The following is a 17,422-nucleotide window of genomic DNA, read 5'->3' on the forward strand; positions in this document are numbered from 1 at the left end:
ATTCATGTCGGACACTGCCAGCAACCAGATGTGGGGCGGACGCTTCGCCGCCGGGCCGGACGCCATCATGGAGGCGATCAACGCCTCGATCGGCTTCGACCGACGACTGGCTGCCCAGGACATCGCGGGCAGCCGCGCCCACGCGGCCATGCTGGCGGCGTGCGGTATCCTGACGGATAACGACGCGCAGGCGATCCGGGAAGGCCTGCTCACGGTGTTGTCAGAAATCGAAAGCGGCGAGTTCGCCTTTTCGACCGCGCTGGAAGACATCCACATGAACGTGGAATCGCGTCTGCGCGAACTGATCGGAGAGCCCGCGGGCCGACTGCACACCGCGCGCTCGCGCAATGATCAGGTGGCGACGGACTTCCGGCTCTGGGTCCGGGACCAGTGCGACGCGGTGGACGCGGGGCTCGAGGCGCTGATCCGCGCGCTTCTGGCGCAGGCCGAGGCCGGGGCCGACTGGGTGATGCCCGGCTTCACCCACCTTCAGACCGCGCAGCCGGTGACCTGGGGCCATCACATGCTGGCTTATGTCGAGATGTTTGCCCGCGACCGCGCTCGATTCGCCGACGCCCGCAAGCGGATGAACGAAAGTCCGCTGGGCGCGGCGGCGCTGGCCGGAACCTCGTTCCCGATCGACCGGCAACAGACGGCCGAGGCGCTGGGCTTCGACCGGCCGATGGCGAACTCGCTCGATGCCGTGTCGGACCGTGACTTCGCGCTGGAGTTCCTGGCCGCGTCCTCGATCTGCGCGATGCACCTCTCCCGCATGGCCGAAGAGCTGGTGATCTGGTCCTCGGCGCAGTTCCGCTTCGTGGCGCTCAGCGACCGTTTCTCGACCGGCTCGTCGATCATGCCGCAGAAAAAGAACCCCGACGCGGCCGAACTGATCCGCGCCAAGATCGGCCGGATCTTCGGTGCCAATGTCACCCTGATGACCGTGATGAAGGGTCTGCCGCTGACCTATTCAAAGGACATGCAGGAGGACAAGGAACCGGTCTTCGACGCCGCCGACAACCTGATGCTGGCACTTGCCGCGATGACCGGCATGGTTGGCGACATGACCGCCAACCGCGAGTCGCTGGCTGCTGCCGCAGGGTCCGGCTTCTCGACCGCGACCGATCTGGCCGACTGGCTGGTGCGGGCGCTGGACATGCCGTTCCGCCAAGCCCACCATGTCACCGGAGCGCTGGTAAAGGCTGCCGAGGACAAGGGGTGCGATCTGGACGGTCTGACCCTGGCCGAGATGCAGGCCGTGCATGACGGCATCACTGACGAGGTGTTCGGCGTGCTCGGCGTCGACAATTCGGTTGCCAGCCGAACGAGTTATGGTGGCACCGCGCCCGCGAACGTGCGCGCGCAGATCGCCGCCTGGAAGGAGAGACTGGGATGAGCCGCACGATCTTCGCCGCAGCCCTGCTGCTGTCCGCCTGTGGCATCAAGGGCGACCCCGCCCCGGTACCCGGCGGCACCGAGCCGCCCGCCCGTGAGCCGGGATTCGACGTGGCGATCTCGGGCACGGCCGACCTGGGCGTGACCTACGAGCGGCGCTCGGACTGAGCGCAGGTTCGGACACCGTGATGAAACCCCGGATCAGCATGGTGTCCCTCGGAGTGTCGGATCTGGACCGGTCGCGCCGCTTCTACCAGAGCGGGCTGGGCCTGCCCCGTGTCGAGACGCCGCCGGGTGTTGTGTTCTTCGCGCTGAACGGCACCTGGCTGGGCCTGTCGGAAAGCGAAAACCTGGCACGGGACGCCGGCGTGTCTTCGTCCGGGCAAGGCTATGCCGGGATCAACCTTGCGCACAACGTCGCCTCCGAAGCCGAGGTCGACGCGGTACTTGCCGCGGCGGTCGAGGCCGGTGCGAAACTGGTCAAGCCGGCTTCCCGTGCCGACTGGGGTGGCTACCATGGCTATTTCGCCGATCCCGACGGCCATCTTTGGGAGGTCGCGCACAATCCCTTCGTCTGGATCGGTCCCGAGGACCCCTGACCCCCGACCCCTAACCCCGGGCCGCCCGAAACAATCCCGGCGAAAGCGTGATTACCGCGTGCGCGCCCGGGCTTGCTATCCTTCCCTGCATCCGCAGCAACCGGAAGGACCGGCCCATGCAGATCCGCAAGGAAATTGCCCCGACGCTGATCATCGGCTCGCTGCTGATCCTGGCGGTGATCGCCGGGATGGTCATCACCTGTCTGCGGATCGGCGATCACCGGGTGCATCTGACGACCGTAGCGATCCTGACCACGTCGGGGCCACTGGTCGCGCGGGTGTTCGAGGGGCTGGTGCGTCGCCGCCAGATGCTCCGCGAGGTCGACCGCAACTGCCTGGCCGCCGAGGACGAGGTGCTGATCTCGCGCACGCTGCCGCTGGTGATGCCGGTGGTGGGCGCGCTCTTCGCCTATACGGTGATGCTCTAGGCGCGGCGCCTCAGGGTTGACCGCAAGCCGGGGCCAAGCTACGCCCCGCTGACCCCCGAACCCGCAGGCCCCGCCCATGTCCGCCCTTCGCCTGACCTACCTGGCCCTGACGATCCTCGGCGCACTCGTGCCGATGTACTATTTCGTGGCCTGGTTTGGCGCGAACGGCTGGTCGCTGTCCGCGATGCTGGACGCCTGGCACGTGAACGACGCCACCAGCGGCCTTGTCTGGGATCTGACCATCGCCGCTGCGGCGCTGACCGTCTTCATCATTGCCGAGGCGACCGTGCGCCGCGACTGGCTGTCCCTGATCGCCATTCCCGCGACGTTCTGCATCGGCGTCTCCTGCGGCCTGCCGCTCTATCTTTTCCTGCGCTCGCGCCCTCTGGACTGACCTCATGGACCACTTTCTCTACCGCAACGGCCGCCTGATGGCCGAGGACGTGCCCCTGGACGAGATCGCCGCGCAGGTCGGCACGCCGTTCTATGTCTATTCCACCGCGACGCTGGAACGGCATTACCGCGTATTCCAGGAGGCGCTGGACGGGCTCGATCACCTGATCTGCTTCGCGATGAAGGCTAACTCCAACCAGGCGGTGCTGCGCACGCTCGCGCGGCTGGGCGCGGGCATGGACGTTGTTTCGGGCGGGGAGTATGCACGGGCCAAGGCTGGCGGAGTGCCGGGCGAGCGGATCGTTTTTTCGGGCGTCGGCAAGACCGAGGACGAGATGCGCGCCGCGCTGACCGGCGGCATCCGTCAGTTCAACGTCGAAAGCGAGCCGGAGCTGGAACTGCTTTCGCAGGTCGCGACGGCGCTGGGGACCTCGGCCCCGATCGCGATCCGGGTGAACCCGGACGTGGACGCCAAGACCCACGCCAAGATCGCCACTGGCAAGTCCGAAAATAAGTTCGGCATTCCCATCGCCCGCGCGCGCGAGGTGTACGCCCGCGCCGCCGAGTTGCCGGGAATCCAAGTCGTCGGCGTAGATGTGCATATCGGCTCGCAGCTGACCGAACTGGAACCCTATCGCGCCGCCTTCACCCGTGTCGCTGACCTGGTCCGGACGCTGCGCGGCGACGGGCACCAGATCAGCCGCATCGACCTGGGCGGCGGCCTCGGCATTCCCTACGAATCCAGCAACACCGCGCCGCCGCTGCCGTTCGACTATGGCCGCGTTGTGCACGAGACGGTAGGCGATCTGGGCGCCGAGATCGAGATCGAGCCGGGGCGCCTGATCGCAGGCAATGCCGGGCTGCTGGTCTCGAAAGTGGTCTATCTCAAGCACGGCGAGGGGCGGGATTTCCTGATCCTCGATGCCGCGATGAACGACCTGATCCGCCCGGCCATGTACGAGGCGCATCACGATATCGTCCCGCTGGTCGAGCCCGCGCCGGGCGTCGAGCCACGCCCCGTCGACGTGGTCGGCCCGGTCTGCGAGACCGGCGACACGTTCGCCCGTGCCCGCAACCTGCCGCCGCTAGAGGCTGGCGATCTGGTGGCCTTCCGCTCGGCGGGGGCGTACGGCGCGGTCATGGCATCCGAGTACAATTCGCGCCCGCTGATACCGGAGGTTCTGGTTCACGGGGATCAATTCGCCGTGGTTCGGGCCCGGCCAAGCTTTGACGAAATGATCTCACGCGATACCATCCCCGAATGGTTGGAGTGAATCGGGCCCGAAGACCCGGCTTCGCCGAGTCTGGAGGCAGCATTGCAGACCACCGACGACTGCACGAAGACCGCTGAGGCCCGCCTGCAAACGCAGATCCGCAGGGCACGCTGGGGGCTTGCCGCAGAGCGTGCGGCGCGGGGTTTCTGGCCCGTGGCGACGCTGGTTATGGCAGGCGTTGCCGTTTGGGCCTTTGGCATGTTTGCCGCCGTTGGCCCGGTCGGCGCGCTGGTCGTGCTGGTTCTTCTTGGTCTTGCTTCTGCACTCGCTCTCTGGCGCGGAGTGCGAGGGTTCCGCTGGCCGACGCAGGCCGAGGCAGTGGCGCGGCTTGATGAAAAGTTGCCCGGTCGGCCGATTTCCGCCCTCAAGGATCAAATTGCCATCGGCGCGAACGATCCGGGCGCACAGGCCCTTTGGGCGCGTCATCTGGAACGCATGGCCGAGCGCGCGGCAGAGGCCAAGGCTTCTCGCCCCGATCTGCGGGTATCGTCCAAGGATAGATGGGCGCTGCGCCTCGTCGCACTGGTTGCGGTCATCGCCGCCGCACTTTTTGCGCGCGCGCCCGCGCCCATCGAACTTGCGGTGCCCGTCGGCCCCGGCGGTCCTTCGGCCGCCGATATCGCCTCGGGGCCGAGCTACGAGGCCTGGGCGAACCCGCCTGCCTACACCGGTCGCCCGACGATCTACCTGACCGAAGACCAGCCGCGCGATCTGGAATTGCCCACCGGTTCCGAAATCACCGTGCGCGTTTATGGCGGCGACGAGGGGTTCGCACTGGCAGAAGACGTCTCGGGCGAAGGTGCGGCGCTGGAGCCCATCGCCGAGGGCATCCTCTCGACCACATTCAACGCGCAGCAGACTGGCAGTTTCGGCCTGACCCAGCAGGGGCGGGACGTGGCGGAATGGCAGGTTTCGATCCTGCCGGACCTGCCGCCGCGGGTAGACTTCGCCGAAGAGGTGATGCAGGACGTCTCGGGCGCGATGGAACTGGCCTACACAGCCAGCGACGACTACGGCATCGCGGGTGGCACTGCGAAGATCACGCTGGACCTGGAGGGAGTGGATCGCCGCTACGGTCTGGCCCCGGACCCCGAGCCGCGCGAGGCACTTGTGCTCGACCTGCCGCTGCCGCTGACCGGCGATACGCAGAGCGTCGAGGAAACGCTGTCCGAGGATCTTTCGAAACATCCCTGGTCCGGCCTACCGGTCCGCATCGAACTCGAGGTGTTCGACGCTGCCGAGCAGACCGCGACGGCGGTGCAGGGCGATGTGACGCTGCCGGGACGCAGCTTCTTCGACCCGTTGGCCCGTGCTGTGCTGGAGCAGCGCCGCGACCTGCTCTGGAACCGCGAGAACGCGCCGCGCGTCGACATGATGCTGCGCACGATCACCCACGCACCCGAGGATATCTTCACCGGCACGACGGCCTTCATGATGGTCCGCATGGCGCTGCGGCGGCTCGGCTATGCACAGGAGGATGGCACGCTCTCGGAGCTGGAGCGTGACGACGTGGCTGAACTGCTGTGGCAAGCCGCGCTCGCGATCGAGGACGGCACGCTGTCGGATGCGCGCGAACGGCTGCGCCGGGCGCAGGACCGACTGTCAGACGCGCTACAGAACGGCGCCTCGGACGAAGAGATCGCCCAGCTGATGGAGGAACTGCGCGAGGCCATGCAGGACTACATGGCCCAGCTTGCGCAGGAGGCGATCCGCAACGCCGAGGACGAAGGCCAGCAGCAGAACCAGGAAAACCAGATGCAGCTGAGCCAGGACCAGTTGCAGCAATTGCTCGACCGGATCCAGGAACTGTCGGAAAGCGGCCAGCAGGAGCAGGCGCAGGCGCTGCTGGAGCAGCTGCGCCAGATGCTCGAGAACCTGCAGATGCAGGTCCAGCAGGGCGGGGAGGGTCAGCAGGGCCAGCAGATGATGCAGGAACTGCAGGACACGTTGCGCCAGCAACAGGACCTGGCTGACGACAGCTTCCAGGAGTTGCAGCGCCAGTTCAATCAGGGTCAGCAGGGTCAGGGGCAACAGTCGATGCCGGGCATGCCGCAGATGCCGGGTCAGCAGCCCGGGCAGCAGCAGGGGCAGAACCAGCCCGGCCAGCAGGGGCAGCCGATGCCGGGTCAGCAAGGCCAGCCGGGACAGGGCCAGCCGGGGCAAGGTCTGTCTGCGGAACAGCTGGCCGAGCGGCAGGAAGCGCTGCGCCAGATGCTCGATGACCTGCGCGGCCGGCTACCGGGACCGGGCACCGAGGAAGGGGCCGACGCCCGCGAGCGGCTGGGCGACGGCGAGGACAGCATGGGCGAGGCCCGCGACCGGCTGGACGAAGGCGACTTGAACGGCGCGCTGGATCGGCAGGCGGATGCGATGGACGCGCTGCGCGATGGCATCCGGGGCCTCGGCGAGGAAATGCAGCAGCAGGCGCAACAGAACCAGGGCGACATGGGCCAGCAGCCGGGCGAGGGCATGGCGAACGACAACCGCGACCCGCTGGGCCGGCCGTCTGGCTCGCGCGGAAACATCCGCTCGGACGAGAACCTGCTGCCGGGCGCGGATGCGATGCAGCGGGCGCGGGAGCTCTTCGACGAGATCCGTCGCCGCGCCGGAGAGCAGAACCGCCCGACCGAGGAACTGGATTACTTGCGCCGCTTGCTCGACCGTTTCTGAGACCGGCTCGGTGGTTCGGCCGGGGCAGCCCGACGCTGCCGTTCCGCGGGTCCGCGAGGTGCGCTGCCGGGCCGGCTGCTGGTGTTTGCTCGGCTTGTCGAGCCCGCTAGTCCGCGAGCCCCGGCTCGTCCAGCAGCGTCCGGCCTGCCCGGTCCTCGATCTCGATGACCCAGAGGTCCGGATCATAGCCACGTTGCCGCGCGACAGCCTCGTCGACTTCCATTTCTGAGCCTTCGGCCAGTATGCTCCAGACCCGAGCACCGTCGAGCGCGAACTGCCGCTGGTAGGCCTTGGCCTGACCGTCGAGCGTGTTGAGCTTGATCAGAACCGCGCCGGCGGTCTCGTCACCGTGAGCGGTGACGAAGGCGGGAATATCGGCAAGGCGCAGCCGCGCAAGGTAGGCGCGGACCCAGAAATCAGCGGTCAGGCGGGACATGAAGGCGACAGGTTTAGACAAGACATGGCGCCGTTAAGCACAGAAGGCGAGAGCAGGGAAGCCCTAGGGCACGTAACCGTAGAGCGCGTAGAACGCCCCCTGATAGACAGCTGTGCCGATCGCGTAGCCGCCCGCGAAGGAAATCGGGATCGCCACCGTCGTCAGAAGAACACTGTACTCGTTCCCCCCGCCCTTCGTGCGCTGTGCGTTCGCCTTGTAGCGATTGTAGCGCGCGCGGCGGTCGCGAAGGATCTTCTCGGCCTTGCGGCTTTGCGCCTCGATGTCGCCGCGTGGGTTCAGGCGGATGCTTTCGCCGGTCACCGGGTCGACCTGGTAGATCCCCTGCTTTACCCCGATGCCGCCGATGCCCTGGATCTTCTTGAAGGCATTGCCGACCTCGCCCAGCCTGGCGTCGGTCTGCCCCGTGGCGGGATCGATGCGCCACCAGGCTCCCCTTTCCAGGCCGCTGTCCGCGGTCAGCAGCACATATCCCGCCTCGGCGTCGCGGGCTGCGGCGGGGTGAGTCTCTGCCAGCGCTGTCGCTTGTCCCGTAAGCGGTGCATCGAGCAGGGTGCTGGTGCTGGCGATCTCGACTTCGGTGCCGGTGACGCCCGCTTCAGCGAGCGTGGTTTCCAGCGCGGACTGCAACGCTCCGTACCATAGCCGCAGGTCGAAAGCGGCCTCAGGGGCCGGTTCTCCGGTCGGACCGGCCACGTCGATCCCGTCGATCGCCCAGTCAAGCGTGGTTTCGATCGCCTCGCCGAGCGGGGCGGTGCTGGCCAGCCAGACGCGCGGCTGACCGATGAAAGCACAGGCGCCATCGTGCTCGGCAGGCAAGGCGCGGGCGAGGGCCTCGGCGGCCTGCGCGCGTACCTCGAGCGTCGTCCAGTCGAGGGCGAGAAGCGACACCGGGTCCGCCGCCTCTCCGTCGGCGAGAAGGTCGGGAAGGCGCAGAAAGCCGTCTGCACTGTGCGCCGCGGCTGCCAGCGCCGACAGGCCACCGTTCGAAACCGCCAGGTGCCGAACAGTTTCGAGGGCGGCGGGGAAGCGCTCTCCCATTGTGGGGGGGCGCAGGTCATCCTCGGATACGGATGCGGCGGCGCGCGCCTCGGGCGGAAGCAGGTCGATCAATGCCCGGCGGGCGCGCCTTTCGGGCTGGCCCGGAGCCTTGGTCGAGATGTCCAGCCAGACTGCGGTGACGACCGGATCATCCCCCTCGGCCAACCCACGCTCGGCTGCCAATCCGGGAGTGGCGAACGCGGAGCCTGTGAGGAAGTCGCCGTCGACGATCAGGGTCGGCTTCATGCCCGCCTGAACGCCCGCGACGGCCGATAGGGCCTCGGCCAAGATGCCGCCGGTCCCGCCCTGTTCCGGGCCGAAAACCAGGTGAATGGGAACGTGTGCGAGGTCTCGGGCCGCGAAACTCTGGTCCAGCACCTTGCGCTCGGACAGCCGGCCATCCGCCAGCTGTTCCGCGTAGACGGCAATCGTGACCTCGTGCGCGTCCGCGGGGCCGTCGAGCGGCGTGCCGGCGGTGCCGGGCGCCTCGCCCGGCTGTGCGTCAGGACGGGCAGGGTCGTAGTCGGTGAATTGGCCGAGGTCGGCCATCCGCACCCAAGCGTGGGGAACGGAAGGCAACGCCTCGGCTCGCGCGCCGGCGGCATCGGAGCTCTCCTGCAGGCGGGCGAAATCCCGACCCGCACGGGTGATCAGGCGCGTCTCGGCCTGCTCCCCGAGGCCAGCCAGCCGCAGGGACAGCACATCCGACCGGGCTGGGACGGCACAGACACCGGCGAGCGCTTCGGCAGGGACCGGCGTATCCGCGCGCATCACTCGCGCATCGAAACCCATGCGGATCAGCAATTCCACCAACAGGCTCGCCTTGTCCTGAGGGTTCCCGGCCCGGGCGTCTAGCACGGCTTGCGGCGTGCGCAGACTGCCCGCGTAGGGCTCGGTCCGGATCCGGTCGCGGACGAAGACAAAGGCGTCATCCGGCCCATCGAAACCGAAGGCCAACTCGTCCATGTCGTCGTCTGGATCCTCGAGTGCCTCCATCAGCGCGGCGAGGCCGGTCAGGACCGCGTCCCAGCGAATGTCGTCGGGGAGCGGGTCGAGATCGGGCAGAGCGGTCTCGGCCGGCAGCGCGGTCGGCACCAGTTCCCGGATCACCGAGGAATCCTGCGCGTGTGTCCAGAGAGCACTGCCCAGCAGGGCACAGCAGGTAGTTACTGCGAGCAAGCGGCGCATCGGATCCTCCCCCGGGATTGTGTCCTCGGTCAGGATCGCAGATCGTCGGCGTGGATCAACCGCTTCGGCCCTGCTTGCGTGCAAGGCAGCACACGTTCAATTTCCGTCCGAGAAATCCAGCCCCATTTCCGAGTACCGCTCGGACTCGTTCTGCCAGTTCTCGCGGACGCGCACCTCGATGAAAAGGTGCACGCGGCGGCCCAGGAACTCCTCAAGCTCTTGCCGGGCCAAAGTGCCAATCTGCTTCATCGTCTGTCCCTTGGGACCAAGCGCGATGCCGCGGTGACCGGGACGGGCGACGTAGACAACCTGCTCGATCCGCACCGAGTTGTCCTTGCGCTCTTCCCACTGCTCGGTCTCGACCGTCAGCTGGTAGGGCAGTTCCTGATGCAGGCGCAGCGTCAGTTTCTCGCGGGTGATCTCGGCTGCGATCATCCGCATCGGCAGATCGGCGATCTGGTCCTCGGGGTAAAGCCAGGGGCTTTCCGGCATCCGCTCGCCCAGCCAGGCTTTCAGGTCCTTCACGCCGTGGCCCTTCTCGGCCGAGATCATGAAGGTCGCCTCGAACGCGCGGCGTTCGTTCAGCTCTTGGCTGAGGGCCAGCAGCACGTCCCGCTTGACCCGGTCGATCTTGTTGATCGCCAGGACCACAGGCTTGTCGACGCGCTCCTCCAGTGCCTCGAGAATGTTCTCGACACCTTCGGTGATGCCGCGATGCGCCTCGACCATCAGCACGACAATGTCGGCATCGGCCGCGCCGGACCAGGCGGCGCTGACCATCGCGCGATCCAGGCGGCGGCGCGGCGCGAAAAGACCGGGCGTGTCCACGAAGACGATCTGCGCGGGGCCTTCCAGCGCAACGCCTCGGATGCGGGCGCGGGTGGTCTGCACCTTGTGCGTGACGATCGAGACCTTGGCCCCGACCATACGGTTCAGCAGCGTGGACTTGCCGGCGTTCGGCTCTCCGATCAGGGCGACGAAGCCGCAGCGGGTCTGCGCGTCAGTCATTGGACTCCTCCAGCTGCGTCAGCAGCGCGGCGGCGGCGGCCTGTTGGGCGGCACGCTTGGAATTGGCGGTGGCCATCGTCCGCTCGCCCGAGGCAAGTTCAACGGCGATGGTGAAGACCGGGGCGTGGTCGGGGCCGCTACGGTCCTCTTCGATATAGGCGGGCGGCTCCATCCCTCGCGCCTGCGCCCATTCCTGAAGCGCGGTCTTGGGATCGGCGCCTTGCGTGTCGGCGGTCGCAATCCGGTCCTTCCAGAGCCGCAGGACCAGACCCTTGGCGATCTCGAAACCGGCGTCGAGGTAGACCGAGGCAATCACCGCCTCCATTGCATCGGCCAAAAGCGCCTGTTTGCGGCGTCCACCGGTCGCGCGTTCGGACTTGCCCATGATCAGCGCGTCGCCCAGTTCGATGCGCTCGGCGACATCGGCCAGCGCCTCGCGTCGGACGAGGGCGTTGAAACGGGGGGCAAGCTCGCCCTCGCGGGCGGTCGGGTCGGCGGTCAGCAGCGCCTCGGCGATGACGAGACCCAGAACGCGGTCGCCCAGGAACTCCAGTCGCTGATTGTCGCGGCGCACCGGCCCCGACAGCGAGGCGTGAGTCAACGCCTCCACCAGCAGCCGCGGATCCGAGAAGTCATGGCCGAGCCGGGTGGCAAAGGCCGCCTGTGCCGGGTTCAGCTTCAATGCACGCCCTTGAAGAACCTGTCGCCGCGCCAGGTCCAGAAGTACAGGATCGACGCACCGGCGGAGGAGAACATGATCCGGTCGGCACGGCCGATCAGGTTGCGGTAGGGGACGAAGCCGACGCCGTTCGCGGCCGGGCTGAAGCGGCTGTCGACCGAGTTGTCGCGGTTGTCGCCCAGGAAGAAGAAGTGACCCTCGGGCACGGTGAACGGTCCCTTGTCGTCCGCTGCCGACTGGCCGATGTTCAGCACGTTGTAGCTGCGGCCGCCCGGAAGGGTCTCAACGAAGCGCTCCTTGATGCACTCGCCGCCGAGGCCGACCGGCCCGTCACGCAAGCAGCGCGGGAAGCTGCCCATCGGGCCCTGCGCAAGATAGGTCTCGACGAAGTCGCCTGCCGGTTCCTGCGGCAGTTCCTCGCCGTTCAGGATCACGCGTCCGCCGCGCACCTCGATGGTGTCGCCGGGCAGGCCGATGACGCGCTTGATGTAGTCTTCGCCGGTCGAGGGATGGCTGAAGACGACGACATCGCCGCGCTCCGGCTCAGAGCCCAGCAGCCGGCCTTCCTCGTCCTCGAACGCACCGCAGAGGTTGAAGTTCTTGTACGACGGGCAGGACATGGCCGAGTAGCCATACGCGAACTTGTTCACGAACAGGAAGTCGCCGATCAGCAGCGTGTCCTTCATCGACCCCGAGGGGATCCAGAAGGGCTGGAACAGAAGGGTGCGGATCAGTCCCGCCAGAACCAGTGCGTAGACCAGCGTCTTGACCAGCTCCAACAGGCCTCCGCCAGCGGATTTTTCCCGCTTTGCCATCAGCTCAATCGTCCTCGTACCGTGATGAAACAGGCGTGCTTGTCGCGCCGGAACCGGCTGCTGTCAAGCGCGCTGGCCCTTGAGGGGAAGCGCTTCGATCACCACGAAGGCCTGTGCCCAGGGGTGATCGTCGGTCAGCGTGACATGGATAACGGCCTCGTGCCCTTCGGGGGTCATCTCGGCCAGCCGTTCGGCGGCCCACCCGGTCACATGCATCACAGGTTGCCCGGTGCGCAGGTTGGTGACGGACATGTCCTTCCATGCGATGCCCATGCGCAAGCCGGTCCCCAGAGCCTTGGAGCAAGCTTCTTTCGCCGCCCAGCGCTTGGCATAGGTACCCACGGTGTCGGCCCGAGCCTCCGCTTTGCGCTGCTCGATCTCGGTATAGACACGATTGCGGAACCGGTCACCGAAACGCTCCAGCGTTCCGGCGATGCGGTCGATGTTGCACAGATCAGTGCCGATGCCGAGAATCATGTATCTCTTTCGCCGGGGAGCTTCCGGACCATTGGTATCAAGCCCGGTCAGATTACCATTCGGGTCACTTGCCTAGTCGAATGGCGCTACGGTCTCAAGGAGATCCTTCCAGCTTAATTTAAACGAGAGGTATTCTCTAGCGCCAGAAAAGTCCGGTAAGCCGGGAAGATATTCTCTAACGCTTTCCCACGCTCGCGCGGGCGAGGTGCGGACCCCGCGCCAAAGCTGATTGGCAGTCGGCACTTTCAATCCGCAGACCTCTTTCGGGTTTATTTCGCTGCTATCTAGGCTGACACTCTTTTCCAAGTTGCTCATATCTTGCATTATAATGCAGGCGTCCGCCACTTCAGCAGTAGTAGCTGCAACGATTACAGCGATTCCGGCGACAGGTATTGCTTCTCCGGCCGTGGTGGCAATATTCCGCAAAGTGCTGGTGGTCAGTATTCTTGAAATTCGCGAGTGGGCCTTGCTGACATTCCCTCTAATCGCCCTATTCTGGTAGTTAAGTGCGTTGTTTTCAAGCTCTAGCGCTCTCGTGGTTTGTTGCGCCTGTACACTCAACCTCAAGCTATTTACTCTAGAAGCCTGTCGTGACAAAAGTAGTTTCTGTCTCTGGTTCCTTAGTGTTAGGTTGCGCTGCTGTAATGAAGAAACCTGCTTTCTGGCGGAATCCAGCTCTGCCCTATGCATGTCCCGAAGAGACGGCGCTTTCGACGCAATTTCAACGATCGAAGAGATACTGTTGAATACAGAGGATGATGTCACCGTAAGTATGTTTAATGTGATAAGAAGTGCGATTATCGCGTACAAAAAAATAAATACGACATTCTTCATCGTTAATAGGGTACCCGGATAATTTTGATTGATATTGACAAGAAAGACATAATTGGTCTTTTTGGCGTGAATATCTAGGGCGGAGTAGTCTCCTTAATGCTTCGCAGGCTACTCACGCGACGCCTTCGCCGAAGGCGTCGCGACGGGCGGTGTCCATTTCAGCGCGCATCCGGCGGATTGCGCTGTCGAGACCCGAGAAGATCGCCTCGCCGATCAGGAAATGGCCGATATTCAGTTCCATCACCTGAGGGAAGGCGGCGACCGGGCGGACCGTATCGAAGGTCAGGCCGTGGCCGGCATGGACCTCCAGGCCCAGGTCGTGAGCGAATGCGGCCATGTCGCGCAGGCGAGCAAGCTCGGCGTCGCGGGCGTCGAAGCGACCCTCGGCATGGGCGTCGCAATAGGCGCCGGTGTGCAGTTCGATCACCGGGGCGCCGATGCGGTGCGCGGCCTCGATCTGGCGGCGGTCGGCGGCGATGAAGATCGAGACGCGGCAGCCGGCGTCGCGCAGCGGGGCGATGAAATGCGCCAGCCGGTTCTCGTCCTGCGCGACCTCCAGGCCACCTTCGGTGGTCCGCTCCTCGCGTTTCTCGGGGACGATGCAGACCGCATGCGGCGTGTGCCGCAAGGCAATGCGCTGCATCTCGTCGGTGGCGGCCATCTCGAAGTTCAACGGCACGGTGATTTCGGCCAGCAGGGCCTCGATGTCACGGTCGCGGATATGGCGCCGGTCCTCGCGTAGATGCGCGGTGATACCGTCGGCGCCAGCGGACTCGGCCAGCTTGGCGGCGCGGACCGGGTCGGGGGTATCTCCGCCACGGGCGTTCCGGACGGTTGCGACGTGGTCGATGTTCACGCCGAGGCGCAGGTGGCCCGCTGGTTTGGCTTCTTCGGTCATCTGGTGCCTTCCTCAAGCAGGCGTTTGCGGGCGGGGGCGGCCGTGGCGATGCGCTGCTGCGCGCGCTCGAACAGCCGTTTGCGGCGGCGCGCCTGGTAGGCGGCGACCAGCGGGCGGGTCAGGAAATACATCGCGGTCGCCGTGATCAGCCCGGGGATGATGCCGCCGACGTAATAGGGCACGAACACTTCCCAGAAGAAGGTGCCAAGGCGGTCCCAGGCGGGCTCGCCATAGCCGAACATCGCCTTGATCGACTGCCATAGCCCCGAAAAAGCGCCGCTGAACGCGTCCTTCAGCGTGCCGAAGTGTTCGCCATGCCGTCCGCCGCCCATGATCTGCCGGCCCATGCCGAGCGCGGTCGTGGCAATGAACGGAAAGGTGATCGGATTGCCGAAAAGCGTGCCCAGAAACGCCGCGAGGACATTGCCGCGCACCAGAAGGGCGCAGATCCCGGCATAGACGAAATGCAGGCCGAATAGGGGGCTGAACGATACGAAGACCCCGCAGGAGAACCCCAGGGCGATCTTGTGCGGCGAATCCGGGAGGCGCTTCAGCCGATGGCCGAAATACTCGATCGCCCGCCGCCAGCCCGACGACGGGTAGACGAACTCTCGCACCTGCCGGGCCGTCGACAGCGGTTTGCGCCGCTTGAACACCATGGTTCGGAAAGCCCCCTTTCGCGCTCCGATCCGATCACGCCTTGCGGCGCGTCCACCCTATACCCCGTGGCGCACCGGTTCGGCCGAGGCGCCGCGCAACCTGCGCACCTGGCTGACGTCCGAGTCGGCCTCAAGCGCGGTCTGAACATTGTGCAGGTGCTTCATGTCCCGCACTTCGAGGTCGATCACCATCCGGTAAAAGTCCGGTTTGCGATCATTGAAAACTATGTCGCTGATATTCGCGTGTTGCTCGCCGATCAATGTGCAAATCCGTCCCAGGACACCCGCGTCGTTCGCCACTGTGGCTTCTATGCTCGCCAAATGGGGCACGCGTGAGGCCGACGGCGTCCAGGCAAGGTCGATCCAGTTGTCGGCGTCATCCTCGAGCGCGGCAAGTGTAGGGCAGTCGATGGCGTGGACCTGCACGCCCTGACCGCGCACGGCGATGCCGACGATACGCTCGCCCGGGATCGGCTGGCAGCAGGGCGCGGGTTGCGCGCGCTGGCCGTCGCCGAGACCTACGATCGGCCGTTCCTCGATCTCACTGGCGTCGTGATGGTTCGGGTCCTGCTGGTCCACCAGTTCCGGATAGAGCGTGCCGACTAGGTCGCGCCCGGTCAGTTCGGCCGCGCCGAGCCGTGCGAGCAACTCGTCCGCGTCCGGCAGGCCCATCTGGTTCGCGGCGGTCTTCAGGGCCTTGTCGGTCGCCTTCTTGCCGATCCGCTCCAACGCGACGCGAGCAATCTCGCGGCCGAGGTTGATGTGTCCGGCGCGGTGTTCCTCGCGAAGCGACCGGCGAATTGCGGCCTTGGCGCGGCCAGTCACGACCATCTCTTCCCACGAGGGCTGTGGGCGCTGGCCCTCGGCACGGATGATAAACACCGACTGGCCGTTGCGCAGCCGGGTCCACAGCGGCACGCGCTGGCCGTCGACCTTTGCCCCGACACAGCTGTCGCCAATTCGGGTATGGATCGCATAGGCGAAGTCGATCGGCGTGGCGCCGCGCGGCAGCTTGATGACCTCGCCCTTCGGGGTGAAGCAGAACACCTGGTCGGTGAACATCTCAAGCTTCACATGTTCGAGAAAGTCGTTCGGATTGTCAGACGCCTCGAACCGCTCGGTCAGCTGAGCGAGCCAGCGGACGGGATCGACCGCAAACGGGTTCTCGAACCGCTCGCCCTCGCGATAGGACCAATGCGCGGCCACGCCGGTCTCGGCGACCTCGTGCATCTGGCGCGTGCGGATCTGGATCTCGACGCGTTTTGCCGAGCGCCCTGACACGGTGGTGTGGATCGAGCGGTAGCCGTGCGACTTGGGCTGGCTGATATAGTCCTTGAAGCGCCCCGGGACCGAGGCCCAGCGGCGATGCACCGCGCCAAGGGCGACATAGCAGTCCTCGACATTGTTGGTGATGATCCGGAACCCGTAGATGTCGGATAGGCGGCCAAAGACCTCGCCCTTCTCCTGCATCTTGCGCCAGATCGAGTAGGGCTTCTTCTCGCGCCCCATCACCTGAGCTTCGACCCCGCAGTCATCCAGCAGCTTGCGGATGTCGTTCGTGATCTGCGGGATCAGGTCGCCGGTGTCTTTCTTCAGGGTGATGAAGCGGCGCATGATCGACTGGCGCGCGTCAGGGTTCAGCACCCGGAACGAAATGTCCTCGAGTTCCTCACGCATCCACTGCATACCCATGCGCCCGGCCAGCGGAGCATAGATGTCCATGGTTTCGCGCGCCTTGCGGACCTGTTTCTCGGGCTTGAGGAACTTGATCGTCCGCATGTTGTGCAGACGGTCGGCCAGCTTGACCAGGATCACGCGCAGATCCTTGGACATGGCAATCAGCAGCTTGCGGAAGTTTTCGGCTTGCTCGGTCTCGACCGAAGACAGCTCGAGGTTCGTCAGCTTGGTGACGCCGTCGACCAGCTTGGCCACGTCTGGTCCGAAGGTATCCTCGATGGCGCGGTAAGTTGACCCGGTGTCCTCGATCGTGTCGTGGAGCAACGCGGTCGCGATGGTCGCATCGTCGAGCCGCTGCTCGGTCAGCAGGGCGGCGACTTCGACCGGATGCGTGAAATAGGGCTCGCCCGAGGATCGGACCTGGCCTTCGTGCGCGGCCTTGCCATAGGCATAGGCCGCGCGGATCAGATTTTCATCGGATCGGGGATTGTAGACCTTGATGAGGTCGACAAGATCATCGTCGCTCAGCATCTCGGTCAAGACGGGATCACCCCTCGCCCTGCGCCTCCATCAGCGCGCGGAGCAGTTTCTCCTCGGACATGTCGTCCTCGGCCGGGGCCGGCTGGTCGTTCGACATCAGCAGGGCCATCGAGTCCTCTTCGGGCTCGTCGACCTCGATCTGGCGCTGATGGCTCTCGATCGCGCTCTCGCGCAGCGTCTCGGCGGTCAGCGTCTCGTCAGCGATCTCGCGCAGGGCGACGACCGGGTTCTTGTCGTTGTCGCGGTCGATCGTCAGGTTGGCGCCCGACGACAACTCGCGGGCGCGGTGCGCGGCAAGCATCACCAGTTCGAAACGGTTCGGGACCTTGTCGACGCAATCTTCAACGGTTACGCGGGCCATGAAAGCCACCTCCGGTCAGTGTCAGGCTGCGG

The 17,422-nt window shown here is 65.8% G+C and carries 18 protein-coding genes; 7 read left to right on the forward strand and 11 right to left on the reverse strand.

Going from position 1 to position 17,422, the window contains the following annotated elements:
• Positions 1–4: 4 nt before the first annotated feature.
• From argH to ACW9UR_RS01625, 7 genes are all read left to right on the forward strand, one after another.
• Positions 5–1,396, forward strand: coding sequence for an argininosuccinate lyase (gene argH, locus ACW9UR_RS01595; protein ID WP_458915146.1), 1,392 nt, complete (start codon positions 5–7; stop codon positions 1,394–1,396).
• Entirely contained in the window at positions 1,393–1,563 is a 171-nt protein-coding gene (locus ACW9UR_RS01600; RefSeq protein ID WP_458915147.1) for a hypothetical protein, read from the forward strand. The genes argH and ACW9UR_RS01600 overlap by 4 nt, the downstream gene beginning before the upstream one ends.
• A gap of 20 nt (positions 1,564–1,583) precedes the next feature.
• Positions 1,584–1,994: a VOC family protein gene (locus ACW9UR_RS01605; RefSeq protein WP_458915148.1), complete on the forward strand. Its 411-nt coding sequence runs from the start codon at positions 1,584–1,586 to the stop codon at positions 1,992–1,994.
• A 116-nt stretch (positions 1,995–2,110) separates the two neighbouring features.
• Entirely contained in the window at positions 2,111–2,422 is a 312-nt protein-coding gene (locus ACW9UR_RS01610; protein WP_458915149.1) for a hypothetical protein, read from the forward strand.
• Between the two features lie 76 nt (positions 2,423–2,498).
• Positions 2,499–2,816, forward strand: coding sequence for a DUF2834 domain-containing protein (locus ACW9UR_RS01615; RefSeq protein ID WP_458915150.1), 318 nt, complete (start codon positions 2,499–2,501; stop codon positions 2,814–2,816).
• Positions 2,817–2,820: 4 nt separating this feature from the next.
• Positions 2,821–4,089: a diaminopimelate decarboxylase gene (gene lysA / locus ACW9UR_RS01620; protein WP_458915151.1), complete on the forward strand. Its 1,269-nt coding sequence runs from the start codon at positions 2,821–2,823 to the stop codon at positions 4,087–4,089.
• A 42-nt stretch (positions 4,090–4,131) separates the two neighbouring features.
• The gene (locus ACW9UR_RS01625; RefSeq protein WP_458915152.1) at positions 4,132–6,759 is read left to right on the forward strand and encodes a TIGR02302 family protein; all 2,628 of its coding nucleotides are present in this window, start codon (positions 4,132–4,134) and stop codon (positions 6,757–6,759) included.
• Positions 6,760–6,865: 106 nt separating this feature from the next.
• Here the strand turns inward: ACW9UR_RS01625 and ACW9UR_RS01630 are convergent, their stop codons facing one another.
• The 11 genes from ACW9UR_RS01630 to rpoZ form a co-directional block, all read right to left on the reverse strand.
• Complete coding sequence (locus ACW9UR_RS01630) at positions 6,866–7,195, reverse strand: DUF1491 family protein (RefSeq protein ID WP_458915292.1); 330 nt, start codon at positions 7,193–7,195, stop codon at positions 6,866–6,868.
• Positions 7,196–7,258: 63 nt separating this feature from the next.
• Positions 7,259–9,442, reverse strand: a complete 2,184-nt coding sequence (locus ACW9UR_RS01635; protein WP_458915153.1) for a hypothetical protein — start codon at positions 9,440–9,442, stop codon at positions 7,259–7,261.
• A gap of 96 nt (positions 9,443–9,538) precedes the next feature.
• On the reverse strand, positions 9,539–10,450 hold the full coding sequence (gene era, locus ACW9UR_RS01640) for a GTPase Era (protein ID WP_458915154.1): 912 nt from the start codon (positions 10,448–10,450) through the stop codon (positions 9,539–9,541).
• Positions 10,443–11,132, reverse strand: coding sequence for a ribonuclease III (gene rnc, locus ACW9UR_RS01645; RefSeq protein ID WP_458915155.1), 690 nt, complete (start codon positions 11,130–11,132; stop codon positions 10,443–10,445). The genes era and rnc overlap by 8 nt, the downstream gene beginning before the upstream one ends.
• Positions 11,129–11,944, reverse strand: coding sequence for a signal peptidase I (gene lepB, locus ACW9UR_RS01650; RefSeq protein WP_458915156.1), 816 nt, complete (start codon positions 11,942–11,944; stop codon positions 11,129–11,131). Before lepB ends, rnc begins: the two co-directional genes overlap by 4 nt.
• 63 nt (positions 11,945–12,007) lie before the next feature.
• On the reverse strand, positions 12,008–12,421 hold the full coding sequence (gene acpS / locus ACW9UR_RS01655; RefSeq protein ID WP_458915157.1) for a holo-ACP synthase: 414 nt from the start codon (positions 12,419–12,421) through the stop codon (positions 12,008–12,010).
• 72 nt (positions 12,422–12,493) lie between these two features.
• Positions 12,494–13,255 carry a hypothetical protein gene (locus ACW9UR_RS01660; RefSeq protein WP_458915158.1) on the reverse strand — a complete coding sequence of 254 codons (762 nt, stop codon included), beginning with the start codon at positions 13,253–13,255 and terminating at the stop codon, positions 12,494–12,496.
• A gap of 112 nt (positions 13,256–13,367) precedes the next feature.
• Positions 13,368–14,153: a pyridoxine 5'-phosphate synthase gene (locus tag ACW9UR_RS01665; protein WP_458915159.1), complete on the reverse strand. Its 786-nt coding sequence runs from the start codon at positions 14,151–14,153 to the stop codon at positions 13,368–13,370.
• On the reverse strand, positions 14,150–14,812 hold the full coding sequence (locus ACW9UR_RS01670) for a DUF2062 domain-containing protein (RefSeq protein ID WP_458915160.1): 663 nt from the start codon (positions 14,810–14,812) through the stop codon (positions 14,150–14,152). Before ACW9UR_RS01670 ends, ACW9UR_RS01665 begins: the two co-directional genes overlap by 4 nt.
• Before the next feature lie 57 nt (positions 14,813–14,869).
• Positions 14,870–17,020 carry a RelA/SpoT family protein gene (locus ACW9UR_RS01675; protein WP_458915293.1) on the reverse strand — a complete coding sequence of 717 codons (2,151 nt, stop codon included), beginning with the start codon at positions 17,018–17,020 and terminating at the stop codon, positions 14,870–14,872.
• Between the two features lie 16 nt (positions 17,021–17,036).
• On the reverse strand, positions 17,037–17,390 hold the full coding sequence (rpoZ, locus tag ACW9UR_RS01680; RefSeq protein ID WP_458915161.1) for a DNA-directed RNA polymerase subunit omega: 354 nt from the start codon (positions 17,388–17,390) through the stop codon (positions 17,037–17,039).
• Between the last annotated feature and the right edge of the window lie 32 nt (positions 17,391–17,422).

This window comes from Halovulum sp. GXIMD14794, assembly GCF_054457455.1.